Source organism: Brevundimonas sp. UBA5936 (genome assembly GCA_002430835.1).
Lineage (GTDB): Bacteria > Pseudomonadota > Alphaproteobacteria > Caulobacterales > Caulobacteraceae > Brevundimonas.
Window position 1 is genome coordinate 1 of the sequence record DJDA01000032.1, and the last position, 18076, is coordinate 18076.

An 18076-nucleotide genomic window follows, 5' to 3' on the forward strand; every position below is an offset into this window, starting at 1 on the left:
GCCCGTTCAACCTCCGGCCCCGCCGCCCGCCCAGCCTGCGCCGCAGCCGACGCCTGCGCCCGCTCAGGCTCCGGCCGACCCGGCCTTCGACCCAATGGCCCCCCGCCGCGACGCGCCGATCTTCCAGTTGCAGCGGAACACGCCCCCGCCGCCCGCTGCGACGCCCGCCCCCGCTCCGTCTCCAGGTCAGGCGCCCGCCCCGACGCCCCAGCCTGCGCCTCAGCCCGTGTCGAACGGCGCCCCGGTCCAGCAGGGCAGCGCCCGCTACTATTCCGTCCACCGTCAGGCGGGCCGCCAGCCGGACGCCACGCCCCTGCCCGCGCCCAACTATCTGGACGCCATGCCGGTCGAGCTGACTGAAACGCCGTCCTCCGACGACCTGGCCCAGCCGCCGGAGCCGCCCGCCGTGATGCGCGACGCCCAGGGCCGCCTGCGCGCCGCCCCGATGGCCGATGACCCGATGTTGCCATGAGCGACGGCGCCCCCCTGCCTCCCCCGGCCGAGACCGGCTCGCGCCTGCCTGACCTGATCGCACTGGCGCAGGAGGCGTCCAGCCCCAAGCGCCGCGCCCTGCTGCGTGAGCTGACCGACTGCTTCTTCGGCGCCGTCGAGCGCACCGAGGCCGAGACCGCCCTCTACGGCGCCGTCCTGTCCGATCTGACCGACGCCATGGAGACGGCCGTGCGCGCCGAACTGGCCGAACGGTTCGCCCAGTCCCCGGACGCCCCGCATCAGCTGATCCGCCGCCTGGCCAATGATGAGGCCGAGACCGTCGCCGCCCCCGTCCTCAGCGGCTCGCCGGTGCTGACCGAGGCCGATCTGATCGGCGTGGTGCGTTCGCGCGGCCAGGGCCACCTGCGCGCCGTCAGCCGCCGCGCCGCCGTGTCCGAGGCCGTGTCCGACGCCATCGTCGAGCGTGGCGACGACGAGACCCTGGGCGTCCTTCTGGGCAACGAAGGCGCCAGCCTGTCGCGCGCCGCGACCGAAACCGCCGTCGAGCGCGCCCGCGCCAACCCGGCCCTGCACGCCGTCACGGTCGAGCGCGCCAGCCTGCCGCCCGACCTGCTGAACGACATGTATTTCGCGGTCGAGGCCCGCCTGCGTCAGCGCATCCTGGAGCAGAACGCGCGTCTGGATCCGGCCTTGCTGGAAAGCGCGCTGGCAGCGGGCCGCACGCGCGTTGCGGCCGAAGACGGCGCCCTGCCCGCCGACTACGCCGAGAGCCTGGCCTATGTCGAGGAACTGCGCGCCGCCAACCAGCTGACGCCGCAGGTGCTGGCCCGCTTCCTGCGTTCGGGCGGCCAGACCGCCTTTCTGATCGCCCTGTCGCAACTGGCCGACGTCGACTTCCACACCGCCCGCCAGATCATAGAGCGGCGCGAGCTGGACGCCCTGGCCGTCATCTGCAAGGCGGCGGACCTGGATCGCGCCCTGTTCCTGACCTACGCCGTGGTCCTGCTGAACACCGACGACAACGCCATGGGCAAGGCCCGCGCCTATGCCGGGATGTACAACGAGCTGACGCGCGAGGCGGCCCTGCGCACCCTGCGCTTCTGGCGCGCCCGCAAGGCCATGCAGGCGGCCTAGCCTAGTCTTCGTAGCCCCTCGAACGCGGCGCCGGGCGACGGCGCTCGCGGTCGAAATCCATCCGGTCGCGCGGCAGGGCCTCGGGGCATTCGTCGCGCATGAAGGCCAGCATCTTCTCGCGCACCTCGGCCCGCAGGTCGAAGGCGACCGAGGCGTTGCGCGCGCTGGTCAGGCAGCGCACCTGGGCCGTCCGCTCGGTGACGTCCGTGACCTGCAAGGCCACCACGTCGCCGTCCCAGTGCGGCGAGGCGTGGGCGATCTGCTCCAGCTTGATCCGCAGCCGGTCGATCGGCGCCTCGTAATCCACATAGAGGAAGGACACGCCGATCAGGCGCGAATCCTCGCGCGTCCAGTTCTGGAACGGCTTCTGGATGAAGTAGGTCAGCGGCAGCACCATGCGCCGCCAGTCCCACAGCTTGACCACCACATAGGTCGAGGTGATCTCCTCGACCCGGCCCCACTCGCCCTCGACGATGACCGCGTCGTCCAGGCGGATCGGCTGGGCGGTGGCGATCTGGATGCCCGCGATCAGATTGGTCAGGAAGGGTTGCAGCGCCAGACCGGCGACGATGCCGACCACCCCCGCCGAGGCCAGCAGCGACAGGCCCCATTGCTTGACGCCGGGAATGGTCAGCAGCGCCAGCCCCAGGGTGATCAGGCCGATCAGTATGGCCGCGACCCGTTGCAGGATGCGCGTCTGGGTGACGTGCTTGCGGGCGTAGAGGTTGTCCTCCGCCTCCATGTTGAACTTCTTCAGGTGGACGATGGCGCCCATATCCACCGCGCCCGCCAGCATCCAGCCGCACACCAGGATGAAGCCGAACAGCAGGCTGCGCCGGATGAACAGCGACGGTTCGGGGTCCAGCGGCGACACGGTGACGGCCAGGGCCAGGGCGATGATCATCACCGCGATCCGCACCTTCAGCCGGGCGCGCTTCAGCATCCCCTTCCAGAAGTCGTCACGATTGCGCACCGCCAGCTTCAGCAGGGCGAACACCACCTGATTGGCCGCCCAGCCGATGAAGACGAAGACCACGGTGATGATCGACACCACCGCCCACTCCGGCAGCCAGTGGAACTGACGCCAGAGCGCAAAGATGGTGTTGGTCAGGTTGGTGACGAACTGAGGCATGCCTTGACCATAGCCCTTCTCCCCGCCGGGGGAGAAGGTGGCTCGCGCAGCGAGACGGATGAGGGGGACGCCAAATGACGCACGCCCACATCAGCCCGTGCGAATGGAGGATACGTCCCCCTCATCCGAACGGCTTCGCCGCCCACCTTCTCCCCCAAGGGGAGAAGGGTCTTAGCTGGCCGCCGCCTCCACCAGATCCGCCAGCCGCTGCGCCGCATCCGGGATGGCCACCGAGCGCGCAGCCGACGACATGGCCGCCAGCCCCGTCGGATCGGACAGGGTCGCGGTCAGCGCCGCCGTCAGGCTCTCAACCGTCAGGTCGTCCTCGGCGATCACCTTCGCCGCGCCCGCCTCGGACAGGGCCCGCGCGTTCAGGGTCTGATGGTCGTCCATGGCGATCTTCAGCGGGATCAGCACCGACGGCAGGGCCGCCACCGCCAGTTCCGAACAGGTCGAGGCCCCGGCCCGCCCGATCACCAGATGCGCCTTCGACAACCGGTCGGCCATGTCGCGGAAGAAGGGCGCGACCTCGGCCTCGATCCCGGCGTCGAGGTAGATCTGGCGCGCGGTCTCCAGCGTCTCGGGCCGCGACTGCTGCTGCACCTTCAGGCGGTTGCGGATGGCCTCGGGCAGGGCCGCCAGCGCGCGCGGCGTGGTCTCGGACAGGATGCGGGCGCCCTGACTGCCGCCCGTCACCAGCACATGGATCGGCCCGCCATCCGTCGGCGCGGCATAGGCCCGGTCGAACAGGGCGCGGATGTCCGGCCGCACCGGATTGCCGACCAGCTGGACGCGATCCCTCACCTTGTCCGGCGCCCGCCCCAGCGTCGGGAAGGCCGCCGCGATCACGCCCACGCTGGGCGCCAGATAGCGGTTGGTGCGGCCCAGCACGGCGTTCTGCTCATGAATAACGGTCGGACGGCGCGTCGTCACCGCCGCCAGCAGGGCCGGCGCCGACGGATAGCCGCCGAAGCCCACCACCACGTCCGCCCCCGTGCGCTGGAACGCCGCCTTGGCCTGGCTGACGCCCTTCAGGATCGCCAACCCGGCTTTCATCAGGCCGATGGGGCCGCGCCCGGTCGCCGCGTCCAGCGCCAGCCGCTCTTCGGCGGGGAAGGCGTGGGCGTACTGCTCGCCGCGCCTGTCGGTGGCCAGCACCACGCGCCAGCCGCGCGCCGCCATCTCGCGGGCCAGCGCCTCAGCGGGGAACATATGGCCGCCGGTGCCACCGGCGGCGACGACGCAGACCTTGGTCATGAGCGATACTCTCTTACGGCAGCAGGCGGCGACGCGGATTGACGTTCGACCCCAGTTCATAGGCGCCCGGACGGCGCCGGGTCAGGGCCAGGGCGAACCCCATCGTCAGCCCCATGGCCATCATGGACGACCCGCCATAGCTGATGAAAGGCAGGGTCATCCCCTTGGTCGGGATCAGGTTCAGGTTCACCGCGATGTTGATGCAGGCCTGCAGCCCAATCAGCATGAACAGCCCCGCCGCCGCCGTCTGTTCGAAGGAGTCGTTCAGCTTCATCGCCTTGCGCATCCCACGAATGACGATGAAGGCGTACAACCCGATCATGATCAGCGACAGCACCAGGCCGAACTCCTCGGCGCCGACGGAATAGATGAAGTCGGTGTGCAGGTCGGGGACGTGGCGCTTCATCACCCCCTCGCCGATGCCGCGCCCGACCAGGCCCCCGGCGCGGATCGCCTCGGACGCGCGGTCGATCTGGTGGGTGTCGGTCGTCTCGGGCGACAGGAAGCGACTCAGGCGGTCGCGCATGTGGCTGAACATGAAATACAGCGACACCACCCCGCCCGCGCCTACCGCCGCCAGGGCCGCCACCCACTTCAGCGGCACCCCGGCCATGAAGAAGACGGCCATGAAGGTGGTGGTGATCAGCAGGGTCTGGCCGATGTCCGGCTGGATCAGCAACAGGCCGACCGTCAGCGCCCACAGGCCAAACGCGATGCTGACGCCGGGCACGCCCTCGCCCTTCTGGGCCTCGGCGAACATCCAGGCGGCGAAGACGATCAGGCCGGGCTTGGCGAACTCGGACGGCTGCAGGCTGAACGGCCCCAGATTGATCCAGCGCGCCGCCCCCTTCACCGTATCGCCGATGAAGGGCAGGGCCGCCATGACCACGATGGCGCAGAACAGGGCCAGCACCGCGATCCGCCGCACCCCGCGCGGCGACAGCAGCGAGGCGCTCAGCATGGCGATCAGCCCCATGCTCGAGAAGACCATCATCCGCCAGGAATAATGGAAGGGATCGCTGATCGATTCATCAGCCAGGATCGCCGCCGGGCTGGAGGCGAAGCTCAACGCCACGCCCAGCGCCACCAGCGTCAGCGCCGCGCCCAGCAGGCCGCGATCCACCGTCCAGAACCAGCGCGCGATCAGGCTCTGGTCGTTGCGCGAAAAGGGATGGCTGTAGCTGTTGTGGGTCATGCAGCGGGCTCCGGCCGTGCGCCCAGGCTCAGGACGGCGGCGCGGAACGCCTCGCCCCGGACCTCGAAATCGGGGAACTGATCGAAGCTGGCGCAGGCGGGCGACAGCAGCACCACCTGCTCGCCCCCGGCCGCGGCCGCGTCGGCGGCGGCCAGTTCGACGGCCCGCTCCATCGTATGGGCGACGACGTGCGGCGTGTCAGCCAGAGTGACGGCGAAGGCGTCCGCCGCCTCCCCGATCAGATAGGCCTTGGTCACGCGCGCGAAGAGGTCGTGCAGGGTCTCGATCCCGCCGTCCTTGGCCTTGCCGCCTGCGATCCAGAAGACGGCCGGGTATGAGGCCAGCGCCTGCCGCGCGGCGTCGGCGTTAGTGGCCTTGGAATCGTTGATGAAGCGTACGCCGCCGAGACGACCCACGGCCTCCATCCGGTGCGACAGGCCAGGGAAGCTCAGCAGACCTTCGACCGCCGCCTCATGCGACACGCCCAGCGCCCGCGCCGTGGCGTAGGCGAAGGCCGCATTCTGGGCGTTGTGGCGACCCGGCAAGGACCGCGCGGCGGTCAGATCGGCCAGCACGTCGCCGCCCGCCGTCAACACGCCCGGCGCCGCCCCATACCCTTCTCCCCTTGTGGGAGAAGGTGGGCCCGAAGGGCTCGGATGAGGGGTCTCGCCGACCGAAGCCACAGCCGCGTCGCCGGACACGAGGAGCAACCCCTCATCCGTCTCGCTGCGCGATCCACCTTCTCCCACAAGGGGAGAAGGAAGAGATACGACCGTCTCGACCCGCCGCGCCTGCGCGCGCAGGTCCGCCGCAGCCTTCCGGCCCCATTTCTCATCCACGCCGACCAGCGCCAGCGCCTCAGCATCCTGCGCCTGAAAAATCCGACGCTTGGCGGCGACATAGCCGTCCATCCCGCCATGGCGGTCCAGATGGTCCGGCGACACATTGGTCAGGATCGCCACGTCCGGCGCGAAGCCCGTCGTCAGATCCAGCTGATAGGACGACACCTCGATCACATAGACCGCATCCGCCGTCGGCTCCGGCAGGGCCAGAACACCGATGCCGATGTTGCCGCCGATGTGGACGGTGAGGCCCGCCTGCTTCAGCACCCAGCCGATCAGGGCCGTCGTCGTCGACTTGCCGTTGGTGCCGGTGATGGCGACGACACGGGGACGCTCCCCCGGCGGCAAGGCGGCCAGCGCCCGCGCGAACAGCTCTACATCGCCGATGACCGGCACGCCCGCCTCATGGGCGCGTTCGACGCTCCAGTGCGGCTTGGGATGGGTCAGCGGCGCGCCCGGCGACAGCACCAGGGCGGCGAACCCAGACCAGTCGGCCCGCGTCAGATCCTCGACCAGGAAGCCTTCCGCCTCGGCCTGCATCCGGCCCGAGACGCCGTCGTCCCACAGCACGGGGATGGCCCCGCCCGCCTGAAGCGCGCGCGCCGCCGTGATCCCCGACCGTCCCAGGCCGAAGACCGCAACGCGACGCCCCTCGAAGCCGGGAACGGGGATCATCGGCTCAACGCAGCTTCAGCGTCGCCAGACCGAGCAGCGCCAGCATGGCGGCGACGATCCAGAAACGGATGACGACGGTGGATTCCGGCCAGCCCATCTTCTCGAAATGGTGGTGGATCGGCGCCATCAGGAAGATGCGCTTGCCCGTCAGCTTGAAATAACCGACCTGGATCATGACCGAGGCCGCCTCGACCACGAACAGGCCGCCGACGATGCCCAGCACCAGCTCGTGCTTGGTCGCCACGGCCATCGAGCCCAGGGCGCCGCCCAGGGCCAGCGAGCCGGTGTCGCCCATGAAGATCTTGGCCGGCGGCGCGTTGTACCAGAGGAAGCCCATGCCACCGCCGATGATGGCGGCGCAGAAGATGGCCAGCTCGCCCGCGCCGGGCACATGGTGGACCTGCAGATAGTCCGCGAACAGGAAGTTGCCGACCAGGTAGCTGATGATGCCGAAGGCGCCCGCCGCCATCATCACCGGCACGATGGCCAGGCCGTCCAGCCCGTCCGTCAGGTTCACCGCGTTCGAGAACCCGATGATCGTGAAGGCCGCAAAGGCCACATAGAACCAGCCGATGTTCAGCAGCACCGCCTTCAGGAAGGGGAAGGCGATCGAGGTCTCAAGCCCCGGCGAGGTCGGCGACTGGGTCATCCACAGCACGGTCAGCACGCCGGCGATCACCGCCACGACGGTCTGGGCCAGCAGCTTCTGCTTGGACGTCAGCCCGGCCGAGGTCTGCTTCGTCACCTTGGCGTAGTCGTCGATGAAGCCCAGCACGCCGAAGGCCGCCGTCACGCCCGAGACGATCCAGATATAGGGGTTGGTCAGATCGCCCCACAGCAGGACGGCCACGCCGATGCCCGCCAGGATCATCAGCCCGCCCATGGTGGGGGTGCCGACCTTGGACAGGTGCGACACCGGGCCGTCGTCGCGGATCGGCTGGCCCCGGCCCTGCTTGGCGCGAATCCAGTTGATGAAGCGGCTGCCCATGGCGACCGCCACGATCATGGCCGTGGCCATGGCCAGGGCCACGCGCACCGTCTGATACTGGATCAGGTGCAGCAGCGGATATTCCTGCGCGATGTCCGCGTAATAGAGATAGAGCAAATAGAACATCAGGCGGACTTCCCTTGGGCCTCGGCGGCGACGCGCGCCTCTTGTTCGGCCACGCCGAGATTTGCAAGCGCGGCCGCGACCAGCGAGGCCTTCGACCCGTTCGAACCCTTGACCATGACCACGTCGCCCGGCCGCACCAGCAAGGCGACCTCGGCGGCCAGTTCGGCGGCGGTCTCGCGCCACTCGCCGCGCAGCGACGGCGGCAGTGCGTCATGCAGCAGGCGCATCTGCGGCCCGGCCGTATGCACCAGGTCCAGCCCGGCGGCGACGATGGCGGGGGCCAGCCCTTCATGCAGGGCGCGGCTGTGTTCGCCCAGCTCCAGCATGTCGGTCAAGACGACGACGCGGCGGCCGCCCTGCCCCACCGGCTTGGCGCTCAGGCTGACGAAGCCTGCCTTCATCGACAGGGGGTTGGCGTTGTAGCTCTCGTCGATCAGGGTGAAGGCGCCGCCAGGGACTTTGACAGCCTTCATCTGCCCGCGCCCGGCCAAAGGCTGGAAACCGGCCAGCGCCTGCAAGGCCGTGTCAAGCGACACGTCCAGCGCCTGCAGCATCAGGATGACGCACAGGCTGTTCAGCCCCCAGTGCACGCCCGACTGAGCCAGCCGATATTCGATGCGCCGTCCGTCCAGCTCGGCCGTAACGGTCGCGCCTTCGCTATCGGCCACGAAGTCCAGCAGGCGCGCGTCGCAGCCCGCATCATGGCCGAAGGTCCGCACCACGGCCCCGGCCTTTTCCGCCCCCTGACGCACGATGTCGGCATGGACGTCGGCGGCGTTGACCACGGCGATCCCGCCCGGCGCCAGCCCCTCGAAAATGGCGGCCTTCTCGCGCGCCACGCCCGCCTCGCCGTCAGCGAAGGCTTCGATATGCACCGGCCCGACCGTGGTGACGCAGGCGGCGTGCGGGCGCACGAAGGCCGACAACGGCCCGATCTCGCCCGGATGGTTCATGCCGATCTCGAACACGGCGCGGTCCGTGCCCTGCGGCATCCGCGCCAGCGTCAGCGGCACGCCGATGTGGTTGTTGTAGCTCTTGATCGAGGCGTGGGCCGACCCCGCCAGATCAAGGCCCGCCTTGATCGCCTGGGTCACGCTGGTCTTGCCGACGCTGCCGGTGACGGCGCCGCGCAGTCGGGCGCGGTCGCGCGCGGCGACGCCCAGCGCCTCCAGCCCCTTAAGCGTGTCGGGAACCAGAACATAAGGCCCGCCCTCGACCGGCCGGTCGACCAGGGCTGCCGTCGCGCCCGCCGCGAAAGCGGCCTCGGCGAACTCATGCCCGTCGCGCGCGCCGTGCAGGGCCAGGAACAGGTCGCCCGGCTGGATCTCGCGGCTGTTGTAGGTCAGGCCCGAGACTTCAGCGTCGGGTCCATGAAGCCGTCCTCCGGTCGCCGAGGCGATGGCTTCGGCGGTCCAGAGCGGCGTGTGTGCGTCAGGCATGGTCTTTCAGGGCTTCGGTCGCTTCGGCGGCGTCGTCGAAGGGATGCACCACCCCGCCGACGATCTGTCCCTGTTCATGCCCTTTTCCGGCGATCACGACCACATCTCCTTCGCGCATCAGGGAGACGGCGTGGCGGATGGCCTCGCGGCGGTCGCCGATCTCCAGCGCGTCGGGGCAGCCTGCGCGCACCTGGGCGCGGATGGCGGCGGGGTCTTCGGAACGCGGGTTGTCGTCGGTGACGATGGCCGTATCTGCCAGACGCCCGGCGATCTCGCCCATCAGGGGACGCTTGGCGCGGTCGCGGTCGCCGCCCGCGCCGAAGACGACGATCAGCTTGCCCGTCGCGTGTGGACGAAGCGCGTTCAGCACCGTTTCCAGCCCGTCCGGCGTGTGGGCGTAGTCGACATAGACCTCGCCCCCGCGCGCGCCGCCGGGGATACGTTGCAGGCGGCCCTGCGCGCCCTGGATCAGCTCCAGCGCCGAGATCACGCGGTCCGGGTCTTCGCCGCCCGCGATGCACAGGCCCGCTGCGACCAAGGCGTTCGACGCCTGGAAGGCGCCGGCCAGCGGCAGCAGGACATCATGCACCCGGCCGCGCACGTCGAGGGTCAGCCGTTGGCCCTCCGGCGTCGCCCGGCGCCCCAGCAGGGTCAGGTCGCGCCCGCGCTCGCCCACGCCCATCACGCCCAGCCCCGCCATGATCGAGGCCGAGGCGAAGGCCGAATAGGCGTCGGAATCCGCGTTCAGAACCGCCGTGCGCCCGCGCGGCAGCAAAGCCTCGAACAGACGCATCTTGGCGGCGCGGTACTCGTCCATCGTGCCGTGATAGTCGAGGTGGTCCTGCGTCAGATTGGTGAAGCCCGCCGCCTTGATCGCCACCCCGTCCAGACGCCGCTGGTCGATGCCGTGGGACGACGCCTCCAGCGCCAGGTGGGTGACCTCCTTGCGGGCCAGTTCGGCCAGCAGGCGCGCGGCCTCGGCGGCGTCGGGGCTGGTCAGGCCGGGGCCGGTCAGGGCGTAGGTCTTGTCGCCCTTCTGGCCGACGACGCCCAGGGTGCCCATGCTGGCCGACTTCAGGCCGAGCCCTGCCCAGATCTGGCGGCAGAAGTTGGCGACCGAGGTCTTGCCGTTGGTGCCGGTCACGGCGACGCAGGTGCGCGGCTGGGCGCCGTAGAAGGCGCGCGCGGCGATGGCGTAGGCCCGGTGCACATCGCCCGATCCGACCAGAACCGGCGCCGCGCCCGCAGGCGTATCCGACGGCGCCAGCACGGCCGCCGCGCCCTTGGCCAGGGCCTGCGGAATGAAGGCGCGGCCGTCGGCCTGCGTCCCCGGCAGGGCGACGAACAGGGCGCCGGGCACGACCTGACGGCTGTCGGCGGTGACGGCGGTGATCTCCGGGTCCGAGGCCACGTCCCGGCGCAGCAGTTCGGAAAGGCGAAGCTGGCTCATCGGCCGTCGCCCTCCACGTCCTGGAACTCGGGGATCTTTTCGCCGAGCGCGGTGGACCAGCGGTCGGCCTTGCGCTCGACGCCCAGGAAGCCGGCGATGCGGGCGGCGATGCGGCCCACGGCGGGCGCGGCGACATAGCCGCCGGTGCGCGGATAGACGCCCGGCTCGTCCATCAAGACGAAGACGGTGTAGCGCTTGGCATCGACCGGCCCGTCGGCGGGGAAGACCCCGGCGAAGGAGCCGACGGCCACCGCCGGGTTGTAGCGGCCGTTGACCAGCTTGTTGGCCGAGCCCGTCTTGCCGCCCATACGCAGACCCGGCGCATCGGCGAACCGGCCCGAACCGCGCGTGACGTTGCGGCGCATCAGATCAATCATATTGGCCGAGGTTTCCGGCGAAATGACCTGATGCGTCTGGGCGTTGGGACGGCCGCCCTTGCGCAGCGTCGGCGGCACATAGCGTCCGCCGTTCACCAGCGCGCCATAGGCCGACACATACTGGATCGGCGTGACCATGATGCCGTAGCCGAAGGACAGCGACGCCAGGGTGCTGTCGTCCCACTTCCTCACCTTGGGCGGGGCGGCGGATTCCTTCAGCTCGATCGGGGCGGCGTCCAGCAGGCCCAGACGGCGGAAGTAGTCGCGCATCACATCGCCGCCCATCTCGACCGCCAGTCGCGAGGTGCCGATGTTGGACGAATGCAGATAGACCTCCTCCAGCGTCAGCACCTTGTTGGTGGCGTGGAAGTCGGTGATGCGGCGCTTGCCGATCTGCAGCGCCTGAGAGGCGTCGAACAGGGTGTTCATGTCAGCCCGGCCGGTGTCGATCCCGGCGGCGACGGTGAAGCTCTTGAACACCGAACCCATCTCATAGTGGGCCGAGACGACGCGGTTCAGCGTGGCCTCTTCCGGTGCGGCGTTGCGGCGGTTGGCGTCATAGGTCGGCCATGAGGCCATGGCCAGGATCTCGCCCGTCTGCACGTCGGCGACCACGGCGACGGCGCCCTTGGCCTTATGCTCCTCGGCGGCGATCGCCAGTTCGTTCTCGACCACGCCCTGGACCCGCAGGTCGATCGACAGGGGGAAGTCCTCGCTGGCGGCGCCCGCCGCGCGGATTTCCTGGTCGAAGGCCAGCTCGGCGCCGGCCACGCCCTGCCCGCCCGTGTCCGAACGACCGATCAGGTGCACGGCCGAGCTGCCCAGCGGATAGACGCGGCGGTCTTCCGGCTCGAACGTCACCCCGCCCAGGGCCAGGGCGTGGACCGCCCGGCGCTCGGCCGGCGTCAGGCCGTTCAGGGCGATCAGACGACGCTCGCCGCTCAGCACCCGGTCCAGACGCGCGGCGGAAATGCGCGGCAGGGCGCGGCGCAGCTGGGCCTTGGCGGCCGGAATGTCCCAGACCTCGCGCGGGTCGATATAGAGGCCGTAGTGGGTGATGTTGGTCGCCAGCAACTGGCCGTTGCGGTCCACCAGATCGGCGCGCGTCAGGGCGCCGGGGTTGAAGCCTGCCCCCGCTCCGCCACGCGGCGTCAGCAGGGCGGCGTGCGCCGCGCCCAGAGCCAGGCAGGAAAAGACGACGCAGAAGGCGGCCATGATCAGGAAGATGCGGACGCGGGTGTCTTCTTCCGGGCGGGCGTCGGCGCGGGCGCGCTCGAACGAATGCTCCAGGTTCCACACCAGGGAGGCGACCCAGCGCCCCCAGGCCGAGACCGCGCCGCCGAAGGTCGCCTGCGGGCGGCCGCGATAGCCCATGCCGTGATGGTCATGCACGCTCATTGCACAGCCTCCGCAGCAGGGACCGCAGATGCAGCGACGGGCGCGGCGGCGGGCTTTTCAGCCGGCGGCGGCGCGATCGCGGGCAAAGCCGTCTCGCCCGCCTGCTTCTTCACATCGACCGGACCCAGGCCGATCTCGCGCGACAGTGCCTCCAGCCGCGCGGGCTGCTCCAGGCGCGTGACCTCGGCGCGCAGCAGGCGCACCCGCTCGCGGTTCTCGCGGATGTCGCGCTCCAGACTGCTGATCTCGGCGCTTTCGCGGGCGGCGGCCGCCTTGGCGATATAGACCGAGAAGACCAGCGCCAGGACGCAGGCCACGCCGATGATCTCGACGCAGCGCACGCCGCGCACCTTCCACTCGAACAGGCGCTTGACGGGCGCGGGCACGGCCATCATGCGCCCCTCCCCTTCACCGCGCCCCAGGCCGGGGCGCTGGTGCGAACGCCTGCGCGCAGCTTGGCCGAGCGAGCGCGGGGGTTGGCGGCCAGTTCGGCCTCGCCCGCCTCGCGCGCGCCCTTGAACAACAGGTCGAAGCTGGGCTTGCGCGTCTCGACCGCGACCGGCGCATGGCGCGACCCGCCCGGCGCATTGCCCGTACGCTCGGTCATGAAGGCCTTGACGATGCGGTCTTCCAGCGAATGGAAGGTGACGACGACCAGCCGACCGCCGGGCGCCAGCGTCGCCTCGGCCGCCTCCAGCCCGCGCTCCAGTTCGCCCAGCTCGTCGTTGACGGCGATGCGCAGGGCCTGAAACACCCGCGTGGCTGGATGGATGGCGGCGCCACGACGCCCGCCCAAAGCCTTCTCCACCACCTCGGCCAGATCCAGCGTGCGGGTGAACGGCTGCTCGACCCGGCGGCGCAGGATGGCGGTGGCGACCCGGCCCGACTGGCGCTCGTCGCCATACAGCTTGAAGATATGGGCCAGCGGCCCGTGGTCCCAGGTGTTGACGATGTCGGCGGCGGTCGCGCCCTCATCGCTCATCCGCATGTCCAGCGGCCCGTCGCGCATGAAGGAGAAGCCGCGCTCGGCCTGATCCAGCTGCATGGACGAGACGCCGATGTCGAAGACGGCGCCGTCCAGCTTCGCCTTGCCGCTCTCCTCGAACGCCTCGGCCAGACCCGAGAACGGCGTGCGGATCAGCTGGAAGCGATCGGGGAAATCGCGCGCCACGGCGTCCGCGAACGGCTGCACCGTCGGGTCGCGATCCAGCGCCACCACATCCGCCCCGCGCTCCAGAATGGCGCGCGTATAGCCGCCCGCGCCGAAGGTGGCGTCGATGATCACATCGCCCGCCTTGGGCGCCAGCGCCTCGATCACTTCAGCCAGCAGGACAGGCGCGTGCGGAGAGGTCATGCCGCCCCTCCCGTCTTCGCCGCAGCCGCCTGACGGCGCATCTCGCCGAACTGCTTCAGGCCCTCGCGCGCCATGCGGCGCTGCTCGGCGCGGTGCGCGGCCCACTTGTCCCTGTTCCAGATCTGGAAGCGCTCGCCGACGCCGTAGATGACGACCGTGTCGGACAGGTCCACCTCGGCGCACAGATGCTCCGGCAGGGTGATGCGCCCGCCCGAGTCATAGGCCAGCGGCTTCTGCTCGCCGAAGATCGAGGCCTCCAGCGCCGAGCGGTAGGGATCGCCGAAGGGCAGGCTTTCGATCACCGCGCGATACTCGGCGAACAGCTTGTCGCCGCCCGCTTCCAGACAATCGGCTTCGATGGAGGGAAAGCAGAAGACGCCGTGTTCAGCGCCGTTCTCAGCCGTGCGGAATTCCTGAGGGATCAGGAGACGGCGCTTGCCGTCCAGCTGCTTCTCGTAGGTCGAGAGAAACACGCCCTGCCCTATCGAACCCTGCGGCCCGTCCCTGAAATCCGTTGAAGAAAGCCCACGCGTCGGGCGTTCGGCCCCTACTCATGAGCCATTGGGATAGCATGGGATAGAATGGGCCTCAATGGGATTAGTTGACGCCCTTTAACCTAATTTGCGGTTCGATCAGCGTCGTCAGGACTGTAAAATCAGAACATACACAGAACAAAATGAGTATTCACAGCCTGTGGACGGGTTCTAACGCCTTGATTTCAACGGAATGGTTAACGGCACCCCTCTCCCGCCGGGAGAGGGCACCCGCGCCCTCAAGCAGCGCGAATGCGCGTTAGGGCGAATATAAAGCCAGACGGCCTGTAAGCCGGGTTCTGTTCCGCCCGAAAGCGGCGACGATCATTCCTCTGGGCCGCCCATTGCTGGACGGCTCTCGCGACCTACCCGGACATCTGGGGCGGTGAACCCTGCGGAGCGAGCCCCGCGCGATGTCCCTATTTGGTCTTGCTCCAGGCGGGGCTTGCCATGCCGTCGACGTTGCCGCCGACGCGGTGGGCTCTTACCCCACCCTTTCACCCTTCCCTGAGCCGAAGCCCAGGCGGTTTGCTTTCTGTGGCGCTATCCCTCGGGTCGCCCCGGGCGGGCGTTACCCGCCGCCTTTTCACCGTGGAGCCCGGACTTTCCTCGACAGGAGCAAGCCCCCGCCGCGACCGCCCGGCCGTCTGGCGAGCGCTAGATGCGCGCGATAGGGCGCCGCGTCAATCCAGAACGCCGGTGACGCTCTCGACCGAGGCCAGTTGCAGCAGGCCAACCAGACGCGCCCGCGTCTCCCCGTCGGCCACGCCGTCCACCCGATCCGGCCGCCAGTGGCGCTGGAAGGCCTCGACCGTCAGGCGGGTCTCGTCGTCATAGGCGCCGCCCGGCTGCACTCCATAGCCCAGCCGGTGCAGGCCCGAGCGCAGGACGATGACGCCCAGCCCCTCGTCGCCCGGCGACAGGGGCGCGCCCAGGGCGCCGATGCGTTCCGGCGCCGGGTCGAACCACAGGCCGTGCCCCGCCTCGGCCAGACGCTTCCACGGAAACAGTTCGCCGGGATCCTGCTTGCGCTCGGGCGCCATGTCGGAGTGGCCGATGATGCGGGCGTCGGGGATGGACCAGCGGGTGCGGATGTCCGCCGTCAGGGCGATCACCGCCTCGATCTGCGGCTCGGGGAACAGGCGATAGCCGAACTCATGGCCCGGATTGACGATCTCGATGCCGATGGAGGCGGCGTTGACGTCGGTCTCGCCCTGCCAGGCGCCGCGCCCGGCGTGCCAGGCCCGGCGCTCTTCCGGCACCAGACGCAGGACAGAGCCGTCCTCATCGACGACATAGTGGGCCGAGACCTTGGCCTCTGGATCGCGGAGGCGGGCGATCGCCGCCTCGGCCGTCTCCATGCCGGTATAGTGCAGCACCAGCATGTCCGGCGGGCCGCGCCGGGCGTCGAAGTTCGGGGACGGCGCGTCGGGGTAGACGGTCATGGCCGAAGGCTCATGAGGCGGGCGATCAACGCCCGTCCTTTTCCCAGCCGTAGGCCACCCAGGTGTCGCCCACCTTCTTGGCGTCGATGACGCCGTCGTCGCGACGACGACGCGCCGTCATGGCGCGACGGGCGCGCAGGGCGAAACCGGCGAAGAAGACCAGCACCCCGGCCACCAGGGCGATCATGGCCACGGCGGCGGCGGTGAAGACCGCCAGCAGGGCGCCCACGGTCACGGCCAGCGCCGTGGCGATCAGGCCCGCAACCCAGACGAAGGGCGCCAGCAGGCCGGAACCGGGCCGACGGCGCGCATTGAAACCCAGCTGGCCCATCGGGTCGGAGTTGATCATGAACACAAAGCCTCTCTCAGCGTCCTGATGAACGCCTGAGGCGCAATGTCGGTCCATCGACCTGAACGGTCAATGCACTGCGACATCACGCACCAGTCACATTTGTTGTCCCGGCGAAACTTCAGAAGGCCGGCTGATCCGCCAGGACCACCGAGCCGCGGCTGCGCATCCGGTCGGTCTCGACGCGGTTCAGCATGGCCTGGGCGGCGGGATCGCCCATGACCTGGCCGACCTTGACCATGGCCTCAGCCGCCTGGCCCGAGGCGCCGAAGGCGGTCGCCAGGGCCTCCCAAGGCGTCTGCGGCTGCGGGAAGCGCTTGAAGCGGACGGTCTCGGACGACGGGATCTTGGCCAGTTGGCGCGCCTTGGCCACGGCCTCTTCCAGACCGCCCAGCTGATCGACCAGACCCAGGCCGTGCGCTTGGGCGCCGGTCCAGACGCGGCCCTTGGCGATCTCGCGCACGCGCTCGACCGGCAGCTTGCGACCCTTGGCCACACGGGCGACGAACTCTTCGTAGATGCGGTCCATCGAAGCGGCGAAGGCCGCGCGCTGGCCCTGGTCGAAGCCCTGCGTCGGCGAGAAGGCGTCGGCGTAATCGCCGCCGACCGACAGGCCGCGCATGTCCACGCCGAAGCGGCCCAGCGCATCGGCCAGCACGAACTTGCCGCCGAACACGCCGATCGAGCCGGTCAGGGTCGAGGGCTGGGCCACGATCCAGTCGGCTTCCGAACTGATCCAGTAGCCGCCGGACGCGGCATAGGCGCCCATGGACACCACCACCGGCTTGCCCGCCGCCTTGGCCGCGCGCACGGCGGCCAGAACCTGTTCCGACGCTTCCGGCGAACCGCCCGGCGAGGAGACGCGGAAGACGATGGCCTTCACGTCCTTGTCTTCGATGGCCTCATAGATGGCCTTGGCCGTGTCGTCTGAACGGATCATGGAGCCGCCGCCGAAGGGCGAGTCATTGGCGCCGCGGCCGGTCATGATGGCGCCCTCGCCGCCGACAATGGCGATGGCCGACTTGGCCGAACCCGAACCCGAGGTCGTGCGCGTCCCCTTCAGCGAGGCGTAGTCGCCGAATTTCACGATCTTGGCGTTCTTGCCGGCCTTTTCCTTGGCGGCGGCCTCGGCTTCCTCAACCTGGCCGATCTTGTCGACCAGCTTCAGCGACAGGGCCTGATCGGCGGTGTAGGGGCCCGCCTCGACGATGGCCTTCAGGGCCTCGGGCGTGGTCTTGCGATCGCGGGCGATGCTGGCGACGGCGCTGTCGTAGATGGAGCCCATCCAGGCCAGCATGGCCTCGCGGTGCGGGGCGGTGAAGTCGCTCTGCGTATATTCGTTGACGGCGTTCTTGTATTCGTAGCGCTGCTCGAAGTCGGCCTTGACGCCGTATTTCTCGAAGGCGCGGCCCAGGAAGACGCTGTCCGCCGCCAGACCCACGGCCTGGAAGCCGGCGGTGTTCTGCAACCACAGCTGATCGGCGCTGGAGGCGACCATATAGCTGGACATCACGGCGCCCACGGGCATGAAGCCCTGGCTGTGCGCGATCACCGTCTTGCCCGAGGCCCGGAAGCGGGCGATCGCCTGACGCACTTCATCGGCCGAAGCGGGCGTCATGCCGGCCTCCGGCGCGCGCACCAACAGAACCTTGACGTTGTCGTCGGCCGTCGCCTGAGCCAGCACGTCCACGACCTGAACCACCGACAGGCTGGGGCCGCTGAAGGCCGCGAAGGGGTTGATCGGCGTCTGGTCGGTCAGGCCGCTGCGCAGATCCAGCTCCAGCACCGTATGGGCGGGCGTCGTCGGCTTGGAGGCCCCGGCCGCCATGGCGAAGAAGATCAGCGCCACCACCGGCAGTACGACGAAGAAGGCCACAAGCCCGGCGAAAACGCCCAGCATGGTGAGGAAGAACTGCTTCATGGAAAGGC

At 69.6% G+C, this 18076-nt stretch carries 15 protein-coding genes, 1 other RNA gene and 1 pseudogene; 2 read left to right on the forward strand and 15 right to left on the reverse strand.

Annotated features, from left to right (window positions below; all coding sequences use genetic code 11):
* Positions 1 to 472, forward strand: a pseudogene (locus B2Y21_RS02900) (hypothetical protein); the annotation flags it as partial.
* Positions 469 to 1587 carry a DUF2336 domain-containing protein gene (locus B2Y21_RS02905; RefSeq protein WP_292056760.1) on the forward strand — a complete coding sequence of 373 codons (1119 nt, stop codon included), beginning with the start codon at positions 469 to 471 and terminating at the stop codon, positions 1585 to 1587. The pseudogene B2Y21_RS02900 and the gene B2Y21_RS02905, both read left to right, overlap by 4 nt.
* A 1-nt stretch (position 1588) precedes the next feature.
* On the opposite strand, the gene B2Y21_RS02910 is transcribed toward B2Y21_RS02905, so the two are convergent.
* From B2Y21_RS02910 to sppA, 15 genes are all read right to left on the reverse strand, one after another.
* Positions 1589 to 2719 carry a mechanosensitive ion channel family protein gene (locus tag B2Y21_RS02910; RefSeq protein WP_292056762.1) on the reverse strand — a complete coding sequence of 377 codons (1131 nt, stop codon included), beginning with the start codon at positions 2717 to 2719 and terminating at the stop codon, positions 1589 to 1591.
* A gap of 171 nt (positions 2720 to 2890) precedes the next feature.
* Positions 2891 to 3976 (reverse strand): undecaprenyldiphospho-muramoylpentapeptide beta-N-acetylglucosaminyltransferase, encoded by a 1086-nt coding sequence (gene murG / locus B2Y21_RS02915; protein WP_292056764.1) that lies wholly within the window; start codon positions 3974 to 3976, stop codon positions 2891 to 2893.
* Between the two features lie 13 nt (positions 3977 to 3989).
* Positions 3990 to 5171, reverse strand: coding sequence for a putative lipid II flippase FtsW (gene ftsW, locus B2Y21_RS02920; RefSeq protein WP_292056767.1), 1182 nt, complete (start codon positions 5169 to 5171; stop codon positions 3990 to 3992).
* Positions 5168 to 6688, reverse strand: a complete 1521-nt coding sequence (gene murD, locus B2Y21_RS02925; RefSeq protein ID WP_292056769.1) for a UDP-N-acetylmuramoyl-L-alanine--D-glutamate ligase — start codon at positions 6686 to 6688, stop codon at positions 5168 to 5170. Before murD ends, ftsW begins: the two co-directional genes overlap by 4 nt.
* A gap of 4 nt (positions 6689 to 6692) precedes the next feature.
* Positions 6693 to 7802 carry a phospho-N-acetylmuramoyl-pentapeptide-transferase gene (mraY, locus tag B2Y21_RS02930; RefSeq protein WP_125901528.1) on the reverse strand — a complete coding sequence of 370 codons (1110 nt, stop codon included), beginning with the start codon at positions 7800 to 7802 and terminating at the stop codon, positions 6693 to 6695.
* Positions 7802 to 9241, reverse strand: a complete 1440-nt coding sequence (locus B2Y21_RS02935; protein ID WP_292056771.1) for a UDP-N-acetylmuramoyl-tripeptide--D-alanyl-D-alanine ligase — start codon at positions 9239 to 9241, stop codon at positions 7802 to 7804. Before B2Y21_RS02935 ends, mraY begins: the two co-directional genes overlap by 1 nt.
* Positions 9234 to 10691: a UDP-N-acetylmuramoyl-L-alanyl-D-glutamate--2,6-diaminopimelate ligase gene (locus B2Y21_RS02940; RefSeq protein WP_292056775.1), complete on the reverse strand. Its 1458-nt coding sequence runs from the start codon at positions 10689 to 10691 to the stop codon at positions 9234 to 9236. The genes B2Y21_RS02935 and B2Y21_RS02940 overlap by 8 nt, the downstream gene beginning before the upstream one ends.
* A complete protein-coding gene (locus tag B2Y21_RS02945) occupies positions 10688 to 12466 on the reverse strand; it encodes a peptidoglycan D,D-transpeptidase FtsI family protein (RefSeq protein ID WP_200166068.1) in 1779 nt (592 codons plus the stop codon). Before B2Y21_RS02945 ends, B2Y21_RS02940 begins: the two co-directional genes overlap by 4 nt.
* Complete coding sequence (gene ftsL, locus B2Y21_RS02950; RefSeq protein WP_292056777.1) at positions 12463 to 12861, reverse strand: cell division protein FtsL; 399 nt, start codon at positions 12859 to 12861, stop codon at positions 12463 to 12465. Before ftsL ends, B2Y21_RS02945 begins: the two co-directional genes overlap by 4 nt.
* A complete protein-coding gene (gene rsmH, locus B2Y21_RS02955) occupies positions 12858 to 13820 on the reverse strand; it encodes a 16S rRNA (cytosine(1402)-N(4))-methyltransferase RsmH (protein WP_292056779.1) in 963 nt (320 codons plus the stop codon). Before rsmH ends, ftsL begins: the two co-directional genes overlap by 4 nt.
* Positions 13817 to 14293 carry a division/cell wall cluster transcriptional repressor MraZ gene (locus tag B2Y21_RS02960; protein ID WP_292056782.1) on the reverse strand — a complete coding sequence of 159 codons (477 nt, stop codon included), beginning with the start codon at positions 14291 to 14293 and terminating at the stop codon, positions 13817 to 13819. Before B2Y21_RS02960 ends, rsmH begins: the two co-directional genes overlap by 4 nt.
* A gap of 332 nt (positions 14294 to 14625) precedes the next feature.
* Positions 14626 to 15004: RNase P RNA component class A (gene rnpB / locus B2Y21_RS02965), an RNA gene on the reverse strand.
* 32 nt (positions 15005 to 15036) lie between these two features.
* Positions 15037 to 15798 (reverse strand): N-acetylmuramoyl-L-alanine amidase, encoded by a 762-nt coding sequence (locus B2Y21_RS02970; RefSeq protein ID WP_292056784.1) that lies wholly within the window; start codon positions 15796 to 15798, stop codon positions 15037 to 15039.
* Positions 15799 to 15823: 25 nt separating this feature from the next.
* A complete protein-coding gene (locus B2Y21_RS02975; protein ID WP_200166058.1) occupies positions 15824 to 16147 on the reverse strand; it encodes a hypothetical protein in 324 nt (107 codons plus the stop codon).
* A 121-nt stretch (positions 16148 to 16268) separates the two neighbouring features.
* Positions 16269 to 18068 carry a signal peptide peptidase SppA gene (sppA, locus tag B2Y21_RS02980; RefSeq protein ID WP_292056789.1) on the reverse strand — a complete coding sequence of 600 codons (1800 nt, stop codon included), beginning with the start codon at positions 18066 to 18068 and terminating at the stop codon, positions 16269 to 16271.
* Positions 18069 to 18076 lie beyond the last annotated feature (8 nt).

Bases quoted from the DNA above. Each gene is read 5' to 3' on its own strand.
- B2Y21_RS02905 (WP_292056760.1), top strand. From the start codon at position 469: ATGAGCGACGGCGCCCCCCTGCCTCCCCCGGCCGAGACCGGCTCGCGC.
- B2Y21_RS02910 (WP_292056762.1), bottom strand. From the start codon at position 2,719: ATGCCTCAGTTCGTCACCAACCTGACCAACACCATCTTTGCGCTCTGG.
- murG (WP_292056764.1), bottom strand. From the start codon at position 3,976: ATGACCAAGGTCTGCGTCGTCGCCGCCGGTGGCACCGGCGGCCATATG.
- ftsW (WP_292056767.1), bottom strand. From the start codon at position 5,171: ATGACCCACAACAGCTACAGCCATCCCTTTTCGCGCAACGACCAGAGC.
- murD (WP_292056769.1), bottom strand. From the start codon at position 6,688: ATGATCCCCGTTCCCGGCTTCGAGGGGCGTCGCGTTGCGGTCTTCGGC.
- mraY (WP_125901528.1), bottom strand. From the start codon at position 7,802: ATGTTCTATTTGCTCTATCTCTATTACGCGGACATCGCGCAGGAATAT.
- B2Y21_RS02935 (WP_292056771.1), bottom strand. From the start codon at position 9,241: ATGCCTGACGCACACACGCCGCTCTGGACCGCCGAAGCCATCGCCTCG.
- B2Y21_RS02940 (WP_292056775.1), bottom strand. From the start codon at position 10,691: ATGAGCCAGCTTCGCCTTTCCGAACTGCTGCGCCGGGACGTGGCCTCG.
- B2Y21_RS02945 (WP_200166068.1), bottom strand. From the start codon at position 12,466: ATGAGCGTGCATGACCATCACGGCATGGGCTATCGCGGCCGCCCGCAG.
- ftsL (WP_292056777.1), bottom strand. From the start codon at position 12,861: ATGATGGCCGTGCCCGCGCCCGTCAAGCGCCTGTTCGAGTGGAAGGTG.
- rsmH (WP_292056779.1), bottom strand. From the start codon at position 13,820: ATGACCTCTCCGCACGCGCCTGTCCTGCTGGCTGAAGTGATCGAGGCG.
- B2Y21_RS02970 (WP_292056784.1), bottom strand. From the start codon at position 15,798: ATGACCGTCTACCCCGACGCGCCGTCCCCGAACTTCGACGCCCGGCGC.
- B2Y21_RS02975 (WP_200166058.1), bottom strand. From the start codon at position 16,147: ATGATCAACTCCGACCCGATGGGCCAGCTGGGTTTCAATGCGCGCCGT.
- sppA (WP_292056789.1), bottom strand. From the start codon at position 18,068: ATGAAGCAGTTCTTCCTCACCATGCTGGGCGTTTTCGCCGGGCTTGTG.